This window comes from Streptococcus sp. SM5, assembly GCF_027497975.1.
On the sequence record NZ_JAJNSC010000005.1, the window covers coordinates 139407 to 154944 of the forward strand.

10 protein-coding genes are annotated in these 15538 nt (G+C 36.7%); 1 reads left to right on the plus strand and 9 read right to left on the minus strand.

What is annotated here, in order from left to right; genetic code table 11:
* Nucleotides 1–11: 11 nt before the first annotated feature.
* From PAN07_RS05580 to mecA, 7 genes are all read right to left on the minus strand, one after another.
* Complete coding sequence (locus tag PAN07_RS05580) at nt 12–488, minus strand: DUF2975 domain-containing protein (RefSeq protein ID WP_070458987.1); 477 nt, start codon at nt 486–488, stop codon at nt 12–14.
* Between the two features lie 67 nt (nt 489–555).
* Nucleotides 556–1047, minus strand: coding sequence for a hypothetical protein (locus PAN07_RS05585; protein WP_269797435.1), 492 nt, complete (start codon nt 1045–1047; stop codon nt 556–558).
* Nucleotides 1048–1325: 278 nt separating this feature from the next.
* Nucleotides 1326–2441 carry a peptide-methionine (R)-S-oxide reductase MsrB gene (msrB, locus tag PAN07_RS05590; RefSeq protein WP_269797436.1) on the minus strand — a complete coding sequence of 372 codons (1116 nt, stop codon included), beginning with the start codon at nt 2439–2441 and terminating at the stop codon, nt 1326–1328.
* A gap of 9 nt (nt 2442–2450) precedes the next feature.
* On the minus strand, nt 2451–3011 hold the full coding sequence (locus tag PAN07_RS05595) for a redoxin family protein (protein WP_269797437.1): 561 nt from the start codon (nt 3009–3011) through the stop codon (nt 2451–2453).
* A 158-nt stretch (nt 3012–3169) separates the two neighbouring features.
* Nucleotides 3170–8902, minus strand: coding sequence for a ZmpA/ZmpB/ZmpC family metallo-endopeptidase (locus PAN07_RS05600; protein WP_269797438.1), 5733 nt, complete (start codon nt 8900–8902; stop codon nt 3170–3172).
* A gap of 1 nt (nt 8903) precedes the next feature.
* Complete coding sequence (locus PAN07_RS05605; RefSeq protein ID WP_269797439.1) at nt 8904–9467, minus strand: TIGR01440 family protein; 564 nt, start codon at nt 9465–9467, stop codon at nt 8904–8906.
* Nucleotides 9468–9694: 227 nt separating this feature from the next.
* On the minus strand, nt 9695–10447 hold the full coding sequence (gene mecA / locus PAN07_RS05610; protein ID WP_269797440.1) for an adaptor protein MecA: 753 nt from the start codon (nt 10445–10447) through the stop codon (nt 9695–9697).
* A gap of 124 nt (nt 10448–10571) precedes the next feature.
* Here mecA and PAN07_RS05615 point away from each other — a divergent pair, with 124 nt between their 5' ends.
* Nucleotides 10572–12050 (plus strand): oligosaccharide flippase family protein, encoded by a 1479-nt coding sequence (locus PAN07_RS05615; protein ID WP_269797441.1) that lies wholly within the window; start codon nt 10572–10574, stop codon nt 12048–12050.
* Between the two features lie 50 nt (nt 12051–12100).
* Here the strand turns inward: PAN07_RS05615 and PAN07_RS05620 are convergent, their stop codons facing one another.
* Together PAN07_RS05620 and PAN07_RS05625 are read right to left on the minus strand one after the other, a co-directional pair.
* Complete coding sequence (locus PAN07_RS05620) at nt 12101–14653, minus strand: MBL fold metallo-hydrolase (RefSeq protein WP_269797442.1); 2553 nt, start codon at nt 14651–14653, stop codon at nt 12101–12103.
* A 36-nt stretch (nt 14654–14689) separates the two neighbouring features.
* Entirely contained in the window at nt 14690–15505 is an 816-nt protein-coding gene (locus tag PAN07_RS05625) for a LicD family protein (RefSeq protein WP_269797443.1), read from the minus strand.
* Nucleotides 15506–15538: the final 33 nt, after the last annotated feature.

Sequence of the window (15538 nt, forward strand, 5' to 3'; positions counted from 1 at the left end):
GTCTCCTTTCTCTAAATTGTAAACTCATTTTCTTCTGCAATTTCGTTTGCTTTTTCAAGGACTTTACCAATTGTCCAAACAACGAGAGCAGTAACCATGAAAGTTATATTTAGAAATGAATAACCATTGAGTGTCAAAATACCATCTCCTAGAAATGAGGCAATAAAGAGAGAAAGAGAAATACGATTAGCAAGTTTGACATTATAACTTGTAAAAATCTGTTCATGAATAATATTTTGGAAGAACTGTCTAACACAGAATAGTACAAACAGAATGATAAAGCTATTGATAAAGGACAAAGCACTCACTAGTATTGAAGTATTCACCATATCAGGTTTTAAGGAAATAGTCCCAAGGTTAAATAGGCTAATCTCAGTTACATTGAAAACTGTTAAAAGGATGGATATAACTAAAGATACTCCCAAGATAAAAAGTAGGATATTAATAAAACCTAAAGCAAATGGTAAGTAGGAATTTTTCTTAGACATTAATTTCAAAACCTCGTTTCTAATCTCTACTATATTATACAATATTAGTAAGTATTACGTACATGTATTATGCTACTTTATCTGAAAATTGGTTTTTGATAGAGGTAAGCACCAAGCTAGCAAGAAACAAAAATGCTGCAATCGAGAAGTTAAAAATAATATGAGCTGGGTTAAGAATAAGTTCTGTAATACCTTGGATTGCTCCTACTAGTGTCATTAAAACTGCACCTTTTTTCAAGAATGAAATGGTTGTATCTTCAAAAAAATCGCTTTCCTTAAAGTCCTTAGCAAACTGTTTTAATTTGATAAGGCCATAAGTCAGAAGTGTATTACCAGCAACAAAGGTTAGAACAAAGGCATTAACCCCTCCCCACGCTTCGTAGCCTGACCTTGTTACCTCTCCACCTTCAGGCATTAGTTGGCTGATATCAAATTGACCAAGTAGAAGAACTAAGGAAGCGATACTAAAGAAACTGAGGGTAAAGATTCCGAAATTAGAGCCTAGTGTAACAAGTGATTTAGTAAAGTTTACGATTTTAGTTGATGTAGTTTTTTTCATGATGATTTCCTCTTTTATAAAATATTTTTAGTTTTAGCAACAAATGAGCTCTTTTTGTTACTACTCGAAAACTTATTATTGTTTATCGATATGTCTAGTATAGCATAATTTTTTTGAAATGCAACACTTTTTTATCGTTTTTTGATAATTTTTTTCTTTTATTTAAAAATATCTTTATTTAAGAGCAATTAGACTCCAAATATTAAAGTCAACACTTCTAAAAAAATCAAATATGAATCCAAAACATTTTTAGTAAACTCTTTTTAAGAATATCACGTTCACTCAACATAATCTAACAAATAACCATAACCCTTTTCTTTCATTTGATCCTTTGGAATAAAACGGATAGACAGGCTGTTAATACAATAGCGAAGTCCCCCCTTGTCCTGAGGTCCGTCTGTAAAGACATGTCCTAAGTGGGAATCACCAGTTCGGCTTCTGACTTCTGTTCTGACCATATTATAAGACTTGTCTTCCTTGTAGGTCGCAACATCTGGACTGATAGGCTGGGTAAAGCTTGGCCAACCACAGCCCGATTCAAATTTATCTTTCGAAGAAAAGAGTGGTTCGCCAGTTGCTACATCTACATAAATTCCTGATTCAAATTTATCCCAGTAACGATTTGAAAAGGCCCGTTCTGTTTGACTATTTTGAGTCACTGCATACTCCTCTGGAGATAGGAGTTTTTTTAATTCATCGTCACTCGGTTTTGGATATTTACTCGCATCAATAACAGGATAGGATGCTTGATTGACATTGATATGGCAATATCCATTGGGATTTTTCTGGAGATAATCTTGGTGATAGTCCTCAGCCACGATAAAATTTCTTAAGGCTTCCTTTTCAACCGCTAGAGGCTGCTCATACTTTTGAGCAACTTGCTCAAAGACTTGATTGATGACTTCTAGGTCCTGCTCGTCCTTATAGTAGACTCCCGTTCTGTACTGAGTCCCCACATCATTTCCTTGCTTATTCTTACTAATTGGATTGATAATGCGGAAATAATGGAGCAAGATCTCTTTTAGAGTAATTTGATTGGTATCGTAGGTCACATGAACAGTCTCAGCATGCCCAGTTTGGCCGATCAATTCATACTGGGTTGTTTCTCCACTGCCATTCGCATAGCCAGAAACAGCATCTGTCACACCTGCTACTCTTGAAAAATACTCTTCAACTCCCCAGAAACAGCCTCCAGCTAGATAGATTTCATGTAGGTCAGCATCTTTACTTGGCTCAGTTTTTTTCGTGACTTTTTGCCCTTGACTAACTGCTGCCTTCTCGATTTGAGTGGTATCTGTGTAGCTTGCGCTCCTTCTTTCCAAAAGAAACAAAATTCCGATGATGATGCAAATGATCACTCCAATTAAGAGTATTGTTTTTAATTTATCATTCATGAGTAGCCTCTAATCTATGCTTTTCAGAGTTTCTAAAATACTTGCCTTATCCATAAAGCCTGGTTGAGTCTTGACTAGTTTTCCTTCTTTATCGATAAAGGCCTGAGTCGGATAAGAACGAACTCCGTAACTTGCTAGAAGTTTTCCCGAAGGGTCTAGAAGGACAGGGAGATTTTTATAGTCCAATCCTTGATACCATTTTTTGAAGGCTTCTTCTGCTTGTTCCCCTTTTTGACCAGGAGAAACAACTGTCAAGATTACAAAGTCATCGCCAGCTTCTTTTGCCAGTTCATCGGTATCAGGGAGGCTGGCTAGACAAATAGAGCACCAAGATGCCCAAAATTTGAGATAGACTTTTTTGCCTTTGTAATCTGATAGACGATAAGTTTTTCCATCAACTCCCGTGAGTTCAAAGTTTGGAACTTCTTCTCCTTTTTTTGCTACCTGAGAACTAACTTGTACATTTTTGTCTCCATTTTGCTTATCAGCTTGGTTCTCCATCTGATTGTTACAAGCCGATAGACAGACCAGACTAGCGCAGACCAATACAGTTGCTTGCCATTTTTTCATTTTCATCACCTTTCTCGCTCATCATATGAATATAGATATTGTATTATAGCTCTATTATATACCTATCACCCTAAAAATACTTGAAATCTGTTTGGAAAATAAGGCATCTTTTGGGACACAAAAAACTCCCACCTGCTTAGCAGGTGGGAGTCAATTGATTATTTAAAGATAGAAGTTTTAAAGCTATCTGTTTGTTGAAGAAGTTTCTTAAAGAGTTTTTCTTTAAGTGATACGGTGTTATCAAATTTGACAGATCCGTTACTTAGAGTGGTCTTATCTTTATCAACTGCTTCAGCAAATGCACGTTTCAAGTCTTCATAACTATAGTATGTTTTACCATCGATTTCAATAGATTGAATTCCTTTTTTAGCCTTATTCACTACTTCTTCAAAGTAAGCTTTCTTCCAATCTTCAAGATTGTTGAATTTTCCTTCAGAAATCTTGTTAATGATGAAGTCATCACCTAGAGTATCTTTACCAGCTTTTTTAGATTCAGCTTTTAGCATGTTAGAAGCATAGTTTAGGAAGCCTTTTTCGTAGCCATAGTAACCCCAGATTCTAAAAGTATTATGTTTGAATGACATAGCTCCAGGAGCACCTTCACTGGTATTTCCACCATAGATACCAGTCATCATTGGAACATTCACATAAGCAGAATCAAAGTCAGATGGATTATAAACTCTATTACCTGGACCACGGTTGGTCATGAAGTTGTTCGTAATTAAGTCATCCACTGTGCGTAAAGGAATAGCCTTTTCCTCATCACTTAAAGGTCGAACCTTATCGAATTGATTCTTTGTATTGTTTCCGCGGTATTGCTTATCGACCTTCTTGAACCAAGCATTGTTTAAATCTCGATTTGCTTTATTGAGGACAGCTTCTCCTTCAAGATAATCTAGAAGCATGAGGGTGTCATTATAGCCCTTCATGTAACGATCAATTTCGTCACGTGATTTAAGGTCATTTGGATTAGTGTTATACCATTGATTTCCATCGTTTGGACGTTCATAAGCCATGTTGAGACCTAGGGCTTTGTACTCACCATTTGGATTTGATACTGACGGAGTTTGTAACATCCCTTGAGCAAATGCTTCAAGATCTGTTCCTTCACGGTGTCTTGAGCCACCTAGGTAAACCATTCGGTCATTTACGTGAGTCGTTTCGTGAGTAAAGGCAGATACCCCAAAATCACTAATCATATCCGTCACCATAAAGAAGACAGAATCATCCTTATATGGATTCGCATAAACGCGAGCCACAGCTCCCATACGCCAATCAGTCGCATGGTAACGGTCTGTAGGTCCATACAATTCACGGATAGGCGCCACATCTTTACCACTGTTTGTATAGCCATAACGATCAGTACTAATGCCTTTATAATTCTGGTTGTCCAGTACAGGTGTTGGAACCATATTATTGCTCTTCAAGAGCTGATTACGTACTTTATCTAGAGATAGACGTGACCAGAAATCTAGGTAATTCTGTTGTCCTTTAGCAACCTTATCAATTTCAGCTTTGAAGGCATTACGCTCTGCTTCAGTGTTCTTACCATATTTTTCAAATGAACTGTAGGCCATGGTATTATATGTTGAAATCAAGAACATATGGGCATCTTTTAAGTTCAAGAGTGGTAGAATCATCTTGCCATGCATATCGTTATTTAAGCCTTCGTAAGCTCTATGTTTCTTATCAGCAAAATCAGGATTTGTTGTTTTTGGTTCCACGATATAGACATTATCTTTAGTTGCTTTTATAAACCAATCATTCAAGTCTGTATCTTTTGTGAAGAGTTCCATGTTATATTTCAGGAAGTCATTTAGGTTGCCAGAAAGAGTATTTTTAGCAACTACTTCACGGAAGGCATCGTGTGTACGAGTTCCTTTGACATAATCTTCTTTTGAACCAATTTCAATCAAACGGTCTAATACACTTACATTCTTACCATAGAAGTCTGGCTTAAACAACATGAGTTGCTTGATATTGAAATCATCAAACTTCACTCCGTAATAACGGTTAAGGTAAGATAGGCCAAGGAGAATCGCTGCCTTGTTATCATCAATTTTCTTGATTAAAGCACGTTTAGCAGCCTCATCTGTGTTTAATTGATGATCCTCATTTTCAACCAACTGTTTCACAAATTTAGTAAGATTATCCTTAACTTCTTTGAAGGTTTCTTCAAGATAAAGGTTCTTAATAGCATTAACTTTGTTTGGACCAGTTCTACCAAGGTGCGTGTAGATTGGGTCAGATTGTAATTCCACAGGACTCAATTTTTCAACAATAGCATTGATGAGATCACTACGGTCCTTGTCAACCATGTTCGGAGTATAAACAACTTCACCAAGTTCTGCAATACCGTACTCTTTCACTTGTTTCACTTTTGAATCTTTAGGCGAAATGGTAAAGATATCTTTTGTCTTATCTGCATAGTGGATCATAATATGATCAGCATCAGCTAATTCCGTCACAAAGGTATTGCCCTTCATGGCAGTGACAGACAATACTTCTTTAGTTAGGAGAGGACTTCCTGCAGCAAGTTTATTCCCTTGGTCGACAATCCACTCTTTATTATAGAAAGGTTGAAGTTTTGCGATATTACGGTAAGCTAGCTCACGATTCACATCATAACTATCAATTGCTTTGTATTGATCGTCTTTATTAAGACTATTATTAAGCTTGTCTTCAATAGGTTTGCTGCTGGTAAATTTATCAGCAGTGATTCCCATCGCTTCAATTTTCTTCTCGGCTTCTGCTAGTGAGATACTTGGAATTTTACGTGAATTGTTAAAGGACTTCTTGCCTTCACTCACGCCATCAACACTATAATTACGTTTGGTTCTTGAATAGGTGAAGTAGTCGTCAGCATCAATATCTGAGTGACCAAATACCATTTCACCTGTTTTGACTTTCATCATAGTGATGTTGTCTTCAATAGTACCCAAGGCCCAGTTGGTTCCCAGCAATCCACCAGATTGAACAGCTTCTTTCAGTTCGATAGAACCTTTAGCAACTGAATTTCTAAGGACCCCTTCTTTACCAACCGTGTAGTTATTAGCACCATTTTGAGATGAATAGACTAGACCTGCAGCTTTTGCTTTGTTACCAGTGATTTCAGCATCAACATAGGCTTTCTCAACGACACCCTTCCAGTTTTCACCAAGTACACCAGCTAAATAGCCTCCTCTATTACCAGCAGCGTGAAGTTTGCCGATAAAGGCAACATTACTTACTTTTCCACTACCATCAATTTTATTGATAATACCAGCTACATCATTATTACCAACAACACTTCCTGTTACTTTGACATTCTCGATAGTTGCATTATTTTTGATGACATTAGCAATTGGAGCTACTCGATCAACTCCAGGCATATCAATATTGACATTTTCTAGTAAGAGATCCTTGACAGATCCACCTTCAATGTTTCCAAATAATGGTCTAGTGATATTATGAATAGCAAATTTATTACCATCAGTACTTCCCAATGAACCTTTAAAGGCATTGGTTACATAAGATTTACCAGCAGCTGGTACATTATTAGCATTCATATTGCTACCAAGTTTAAATGTACCAGTAGGATTGGCTTGCATAGCTTTTACAAGTTCATTAAAGTCGTAGTAAACATCACCTTCGTGAGCTTTTGGCTTAGGTAAATAGTGTACATACTCTTCAGTGAAACGATTCTCTGCAGTACGTTGAATCAAATCTGGTGCTTTAGCAGTTACTTTGTATAGTTTATTTCCATCTACAGTAACTTCTTCGATTTTATCAACCGCTAGTTTTGTAACCTTGTTATCGTAATTCGTAACCTTTAAGTAGTATGGCTTAACATTCGATGGTTTTTCAGACAAGAGACTACTGTCGGTCTCATTACCTTGGTCATCCACACTGATTAAGCTTGTTTCCTTAATATTTTTGACTTCGACTTTTTTAAGGTCGATTCTCAGTGGTTCTTCCTTAAGAACTTCTTCTTCATCACCATTACCACGATCATACACCATAGTCGTCGCAAGTGTATAATCCTTGTAGTAATCTAGATCAGCTAAAGCTGTCGCAAGATTAGACTCTGAAATAGCAAATGTCTTAATAACTTGATCGCCTTTTTTCAACACTGCTTGAATAGACTTAATAGTCACTCCATCTGGTTTCTTAAGGCTATAAGTTGCTTTTGCACTTCGATTCAATTCTTCTGTATCAACTTTTGTTAATGTCAGAGTAGGCTTTTCTAATTCCTTAGTACCTATTTTGATAATGTGGTCTTGTACCTGTTCAACAATTTCCTCTGAAACAGTAGGGGCATCTGCAGTTTTCACACCCTTGATAGTCTTGTAGACTTTGGTAATTTTCTTCTTACCATTCTTACCTACTTGTGCGACTGTTTCAGTATCCTTGAGAAGACTAGAATCTTGCTCAGTTATCGTTTTAAAAGGAACTTCTTCAAAAGAAACTTCTTCCGCTTGACCTTCAATTGCTTTTGTGCCTCGACTAATTTTTTCTGAGACAGGTTCTTTAACAATCTCTGTATTTGTACTTATGGGCTCACCGATTTTTTCACCATTAACCGTTTTGTAGACACGATGAATGAGTTGACTACCAGTTTCACCCTTTTGAACAACACTTTCTTCATCTGTATAGCGATTAGAATCCGATAGGTATTCTGTAGAATATGGAATAGTAACAGTCTCTGTTTCAGTCACAGTCGACTCTGTCACATTGTATTCTGGCAAGCTCGGTTGAATGAGGGGTTCACCTTCGTGTCCTTCTTCCTGAGTCCCTTTAGCTGTTACTTCTCCTGTAAATTCTGGAAGATCTGCCTGGACAAGAGATTCACCCACATGACCTTCCTCTTGAGTGCCCTTAGCTGCCACTTCTCCTGTATATTCTGGGAGTTCTGGCTGGACAAGAGATTCACCTACATGACCTTCTTCTTGGGTACCCTTGGCTGTTACTTCTCCTGTATAGGCTGGAAGTTCCGGTTGGATTGGAGATTCACCTACATGACCTTCTTCCTGGGTGCCCTTGGCTGTAGTTTCCTCTGTTTGGGCTGGAGGCTCTGGTTGGACAGGTGGTTCTTCTACAGGGGCTTCTTCTTGGATGCTCTCTGTTGTTTCTTCACTTGTATGAACAGGTGGTTCTGGTTGAACGAGAGATTCGCTTCCTTGAGTTTCTCCCTGTGTTGCTGTAGTTGTAGTCTCTTCTCTGTAGGTTGGAAGCTCTGGTTGAACAAGTGATTCGCCTTCACGAGCTTCTTGTGTCACTTTATCTGTAATCAAGTTATTGTCTTGATTATTTTCAGGCATTGAAACCTTCAAATCAGCTTCTTTGAAGTAACCAACATAGTCATATCCATCAATTTGAATGACTCCGTTGGCTAAATCTTCTTGACTACAAGCAGAAATTGTTTGGTTATAAGATAAAAGAATTTGATTTTCAAAAGCTTGAATCGTCTGAGGAACAAAGTAACTACCTCCAAGTGCACCAATAAAAAGAACACCTGCTATCTTATTAGGTCGCTTCTTAGAGAACACTAGTACAGCTAATGTAGCTGTCGCAAAGCCAAAACCAACGAAACCTAGCTCTTTACTTCCAGTATTTGGTAGATATTGTGTATGAACTTCTTTTTTTCTATAGACAAGATAAACAACATCATCTTGTTTTAAGTCAGAAGGGAGTTCCTTATGAATAAGGCCTTTTTCAGCTTCTGTCAGCTCTTGCTCTGCTAAATAGCGATAGTGTACCTGATTTGGCTCACAAACTTCATTAGCTGCTACTTGATCAAGCAAGAGGTTGTTAGCACCGAAAAGTACGGCTCCGATAACAGCAGAACCGACTCCAACAGAGAACTTTCTAATAGAATATTTTATAACCTTTTCAATATGTTTCTTTTCCATTTTACAATTTCCTAATATAATCTTGTGGGTATTGGGCACGCGCTCCTCCAATAAGCTTGGGACGGCTAGCAAGTGCAGTTACATGGGCTTGACCAATCTCTTTCAAAATTGGTCGAATAGGCACCTGAACATGTTTGACATGCATTCCTATAGAAGTGTCACCAATATCTAGACCTGCATCTGCTTTTATAAATTCGACTTCAACTGGATCTTTCATATACCGAAAGGCCGCCAATTGACCAGAACCTCCAGCATGTAATGTAGGTAGTACACTGACTATTTCCAAATGGTATTTGATGGCAACTTCTCTCTCTACTACAAGGGCTCGATTCACATGTTCACATCCTTGAACAGCAAGATGGATACCTTTAGATGATAGGATGTCTAAAATCTTTTCGACAATTAGTTCTCCAATTTCTTGACTGGAGGCTTTTCCAATATGTCCTCCTATCACTTCACTAGAAGAAAGCCCTAAAACGAAGATAGATCCTTCATGAAGACAAGCTTTAGCTAGTACATCCTCAAGGATTTCCTCTACCTCTCTTTTTATCCTTACTTGGTCCATAGTTCACCTCACTTACATCATTCTATCATACCGTTTTTTCAGCATTATAGCAAGATATGTGATGCAAATAAGATAACTTTCTAAACCCTATAATGTCTGCGTATTCTGACGACAATTTTTATCTCATTTCAGCTTAATTCTTAAGGAATTTTCAGCTCTAATTATATCTAAAATATATGAGAAAATTAAAAAGCAGAGATCGGTCATTCTCTGCTTCTTTATTCTTATTATATCTTTTGTAGTCCTTGCACGGCATCATGGTTAATTAAGACTTGGCCATACTCCTGCAATACTGAACGACTTAAATCACTGTCATCAGCATACTCTCTCATTCGGGCTAATAGCCAGGCAGGGTATGGTTTAGGATGATTTTCAATATCTACTAAGATCGTTAAGTAATACTGATTATTCATCTTATAGAGTTCCGATGTTTCCATCTCAAAATTTACTGTCTTTGAGAAAGAGACTAAGCTTGTTAAATTGTCAAATTGAAGGATATAGTAGATGTAGGGTTCTTTAGTAGACTCTTCTTGGATATCCGAAACCTCTTCAACATCTTCCTCGCTTTCTTCCTCTTCTTCTTTTTCAACCTGTTCCAAAGACTGAATAGCTTCGATATCATCTTTAGTTTTCTCTGCAAGAGTTTTTTCCAAAGTTTTCAAAAACTCATCTGGAGACATTTTTGATAATTCTTCCATATCCGGAAGATCTGCCAAATCCTCAAAATCCAAATTTTGGTCAATCCTAGACTTGGTCACAAAGACATCTACTTTGTCAGGTTTAGGAGTCACTCGAAAACTGAGCATTCCTGTATCCAAAAAACTGTCTGGCATCTCTAACTCATCCAAGATAGCATAAAAGAATTCTTCCGTTTTTTCTTGTGGAACAAGAAAATCCGCAATTTCCATTCCCCTGTCCATCAAATCTTCTAAAGACATGGTAATTTTTAGTGTGGTATCACTGATTTGTTTCATTTTCATATCTAGTAACCTCATACTTTCAGTTCTATCTATTATACTAGATTTTAAAGATATTTTCAAAAGAATGACGTTGGAATGTGATATAATACTAGTATCTATTTTAGTATGTAAGAAAGAAAATTTCATGAAAAATATAAAAATTAATGCGTTGGCTAGCTTACTGGTCAATATTCTAAACATCGTCTTTCCCCTGATTACAAATCCTTATCTGACGCGGATTCTTAGCAAATCGAATTACGGTTATTTCAACACTGCCAATACTTGGGCCAGTTTTATCATTCCCCTGGCTGCATTTGGAATCTACAATTACGGTATTCGAGCGATCAGTAAAGTCAAGGATGATAAAAATCAGATTAACTACGTCTTTTCTAAGTTATTCTATATTTCCCTAATTACTTCTATTCTGACAACTGCAATTTACTTCCTCTTCATTCATTTTGACACCAGTATTGTCAATCTAAAAATCCTATACTATATTCTTGGAATCCAAGCCCTCTTCCAATTTTTGAATATCGAGTGGATGAATGAAGCCTATGAGAATTATTCTTTTATCCTTTATAAGACACTGGTTATTCGTATAGGAATGTTAGTTGCAATCTTTGCCTTCGTTAAGTCACCTGATGATATTGTTCCTTATGCCACAATCATGAGTGCAACAACCATTATCAACTACCTGCTCAGTTTCCTCTGGATCAAGCGAGAAGTTTCCTTTGTGAAAATTGAGTTCATAGACCTGCTCAAATCATCAAAACCTCTTCTCACTATGCTCCTTCTAGCAAATGCCAATATGCTCTATACTTTGCTAGATCGTATGTTCATCACTAAAGGACCTGATGAGAATTATATTTCTTACTACACCATTGCTTCAAGTATTGTTATGCTAATTGCCAGCGTCCTAAGCGGAGCTATTAACGTTAGTATCCCTAGACTTGGTTATTATCTAGGAAAGAAAGATTATCAATCATATAAATATCTTGTTAACCAAGGAGCTTCTCTATTCTACTTCCTCATGATACCAACTAGTATTGGAATTATGATTCTGGGAACTTATGCTGCAGTAATCTACTCTTCAGAAAAATATATAGAAGCTGGTATCGTAACAAGTGTATTTGCGTTTCGAACAATCATCTGGGCTATTGAATTAATCCTTGGAAAACAAATTATTTTTATCAATGACCACGAAAATCGTTTAACAGCCTTTTACTTTATTGGAGGTGGAGCCAATGTGATTCTTAACTCTCTCCTCCTTCTCAATAACATTTTTAATCCAGAATACTACATTGGTACAACAATTATTGCCGAAGCAATTGTAGTTCTACTTGAAATTTATTTTATTCAGAGACACAAATTATTAGAACTAAAAGAAATTTTTACAACTCTGGCTCGATATACAATCGTGTCACTAGGTTTCATTCCTATTTATTATATCTTTAAAAACATCTTCCAAGTTCATAGTTACACAGTCAATGTGAATATGCTCAGTATGGTTTTATGCACAGTAATAACATGTGGCATTTATTACGGGTTCACACTCTTTGTTTTAAAAGACAAAACACTTCATTATGCACTCGATTTAGTGCGTGCCAAACTTAAAAGATCATAAAGAAAAACACCATTAAAGGTGTTTTTCTTTATTTTTAAATCAGATAATATCTAATTTTTTTCTTCAGTTGTTTCTGATACTGGTTCTGAAGCCTGGTCTTTTTCATTTACGACAGAAGAGTTTTTCTCGATATTGATCTCTTTCGTAACAGCCTGAGTTGTTTCAGTGACTTTGTCCTGTTTGTGTTCATTCTTCGTCTCTTTAGTCGTTTCATCAGATTTACTTGTTGTCCAAACTCCTTCTGCATTAACCTTGTAGCCATCAGGTGTTGTGCCATTTCTTAGAAGTGAACCATCTGCTTGGAAGTAATACCATTTACCATCAAGTTGTTTCCAGCCAGTCTGCATCACCCCATTAGCATCAAAATAGTAAGTTTCATCATTTACTTTATGGATTCCTGTAGCCATCTGACCAGTTTCAGTATCAAGGTAGTACCAAAGGCCATTTTCTTTGAGCCAACCTGTCTTCATTGCTCCACTATTTGTAAAGTATCTGTATGAGTCATCGAACCATTTCCAGCCCGTTTGCATGGCTCCACTTGCATTTAGATAGTAGCGAGTACCTTCGATTTCTTGTAGACCAGTTAGCATGATACCTTCTTTATCTAAATAGTACCAAAGGCCATTATCTTTGAACCAACCTGTCTTCATCGCTCCACTATTTGTAAAGTATCTGTATGAGTCATCGAACCATTTCCAGCCCGTTTGCATGGCTCCACTTGCATTTAGATAATAGCGACTACCTTCGATTTCTTGGAGGCCTGTTTGCATGATACCTTCTTTATCTAGATAGTACCAAAGTCCATTTTCTTTGAGCCAACCTGTCTTCATCGCTCCACTGCTTGTGAAGTAGCTATAATGATTATCAAACCATTTCCAACCTGTTTGCATGGCTCCACTTGCATTTAGATAATAACGAGTACCTTCGATCTCTTGAAGGCCAGTTAGCATGATTCCTTCTTTATCCAAGTAATACCAAGTATCTTTATCCTTGATCCAGCCTGTTTTCATTGCACCAGAATTTGCAAAATAGTTCCAATGTCCTTCAATCAAGGCCCAACCTGTTTGCATAACTCCCTTATTATCAAAGTAGTAGGTTACTCCATTAATTTCTTTTTTACCAACTATTTGTTTTCCTTCTTCATCAAAGTAGTACCAGTTTGATTCATTTTTTTTCCAACCAGATCCTGTCTCATCTGTCTCTAAAGCTCCACTACTTGCAAAGAACATTTTCTTACCATTAACGACTTGTGAGCCAGTAAGCATTTTACCATCTTTATCGAATAGGTACTTTTTACCACCTATTTCAGCTAGCTGATCATAACGTCTTGCACCATCTGATTGGATATAATACCATGCATCATCATGTTTAAACCATCCACCTGTCTGCATTTTACCATCATCGTTCAGATAGTACCAATTTCCTTCGAGATTTACACTACTATCTTTTAAATGCAGCCAACGGCTAGTTTGTTTTTGTCCTTTTCCGTTAAAGAAATAAGTTGCTCCATCAATTTCTTGCCAACCAATCGCCATTTGTCCATCTGAAAGACGATATTTCCAATATCCACCTTCCTGATACCAATTCGCATCAACTTTAGGAATATCAGGGAAAGAATTTGAGACATTAGTAAATCCTTGATTACTAATATCAAATACTGTTGCATCTTGAGTTTTGCTGGAAGCCCGGATAACCTGGATATTTTTCTCTTGAAGATAATTTTTTGTCGAAGCAAGGTTGATATCTCCTCCAGTAGTTTGGATAATCATGCTTGGAGAAAGATTGTCGATAAAAGCTTTAGTATTTGATATTTTGGCATCATAGTGGTGATTCCATTTCATCATGTCCACTTTTCCAATAACTGGACCTAACTTATCCTCTGCACCTTCAGCATTATCTAGGTCTCCTCCTAGGTAAATTTTCTTCCCTGCGACTGTGACAACTGCAACGATTGAATTGGAGTTATCGTCAAGAACTTTTTTAAGTTTCCCGTCTGGTCCATACTCATTTTTATAATTATAGAGTTGGATATCCATGTTTCCTAACTTGAAATGGCTATCCTCATCCCTAATATCTTGAATAAGAGTTACACCTTTATTTTGTGCTGCACGGAGGGCATTATCGTAATTAAATAAATTATCCCACAATCCCCAACTACTTGTAATTCGTTCATCAGCATATTTTTTCAGATAGAATCTATCCACCTGATAGCGACTAAGAACTTCATCAGCCGCCCCAATATGGTCGCTATGGACATGAGTTCCTAGGATGAAATCTAATTTTTTAACTCCAACTTGGTTCAAGTGACGAATTAAACGATCTTCTAATACTTGATAATTTCTCATGGAAATTCCCCAGCGATTTGGATATCGTGTATCAGTTCCGTCAGGGAAATCATAATCTTCTCCCATATCAATTAGAGCGTAATGGCCATTACTTTCTAGTAATATAGCATCACTTCCTGATTTAGCCTTTGTATTGATAAAGTGAATCCGGTCCCCTGAACCAGTTGAAATAGTATCAGCATTAACCGATATAGACTGACTTGCTAATACGGTTAACAGTAGAGAACTACATAAAAGTGTCTTTTTGATCTTTTTCATAGCACACACATCTTTCTTAATAATTATTAAAATACTTTATTTGTCAATCCAATAATTGTTTTCATTCCCTGGTGTCTGTTGGTCAGCAGGGGGTGGAGTCATGTAATCTTCCCCAAACTCATAGACAAGAACCTCATGATAACTTCTAGGTACTTTTAAGATTAGATTTTCATAGGGCATATCAATTGTATCATACAACCATTCTTTTTTTATACCGGCTGGATAGTATGAATCATAAGTTGAACAAACTAAGTCTGTAGAGTTTTCAACACTGTATTTTAAGGCAAGTTGTTCTAGCTTTTGATTCCAGAATTGAGGAGATGTAAATCTGAATATTGCTGACGCAATATATCGAGGAAGATTTTTAATCCCTCCGTTTTTGTATTTGATTCCCTTAAAGTTTAAAGACGATAGACGAATTAGTTGTTTATAGAGTTTCATTTTCTTACGATCTTGTTCATCTGTAACAAGACCATCGTACGGGAAGACATCTACACAAGTCCCAAGAACAACACTTGAATCTAAAAGATTCGAATCTCTCCGTGTTCGAATATCGTAAACACGCATATAACTATATGGATAACCTTTAGTTTCTCTGAAAGAAATCAGCTTATAGTATGGGTGATCATCGTTTTTTAGAACAGCATATAACTTTTCAAATTCATCTCTAGCTAACGAAATGTCTGTATCATCATCCCAAGGAATAAAACCTTTGTGACGAACTGCTCCTAATAAAGTTCCAAAATCGATAAAATATTTGATATCATATTTTTCACAAACTTGGTGTAAGTATTCTAGAATTCCAAGCTCAATTTGCTTGATTTCTTCGAGGCTTAAGATTCTTTCTGACATTATTTGTCACTCCTAATCTTTACTTCTTTTTTA

Coding starts and splice junctions, on each gene's coding strand:
- PAN07_RS05580 (WP_070458987.1), bottom strand. CDS start 488: ATGTCTAAGAAAAATTCCTACTTACCATTTGCTTTAGGTTTTATTAAT.
- PAN07_RS05585 (WP_269797435.1), bottom strand. CDS start 1,047: ATGAAAAAAACTACATCAACTAAAATCGTAAACTTTACTAAATCACTT.
- msrB (WP_269797436.1), bottom strand. CDS start 2,441: ATGAATGATAAATTAAAAACAATACTCTTAATTGGAGTGATCATTTGC.
- PAN07_RS05595 (WP_269797437.1), bottom strand. CDS start 3,011: ATGAAAAAATGGCAAGCAACTGTATTGGTCTGCGCTAGTCTGGTCTGT.
- PAN07_RS05600 (WP_269797438.1), bottom strand. CDS start 8,902: ATGGAAAAGAAACATATTGAAAAGGTTATAAAATATTCTATTAGAAAG.
- PAN07_RS05605 (WP_269797439.1), bottom strand. CDS start 9,467: ATGGACCAAGTAAGGATAAAAAGAGAGGTAGAGGAAATCCTTGAGGAT.
- mecA (WP_269797440.1), bottom strand. CDS start 10,447: ATGAAAATGAAACAAATCAGTGATACCACACTAAAAATTACCATGTCT.
- PAN07_RS05615 (WP_269797441.1), top strand. CDS start 10,572: ATGAAAAATATAAAAATTAATGCGTTGGCTAGCTTACTGGTCAATATT.
- PAN07_RS05620 (WP_269797442.1), bottom strand. CDS start 14,653: ATGAAAAAGATCAAAAAGACACTTTTATGTAGTTCTCTACTGTTAACC.
- PAN07_RS05625 (WP_269797443.1), bottom strand. CDS start 15,505: ATGTCAGAAAGAATCTTAAGCCTCGAAGAAATCAAGCAAATTGAGCTT.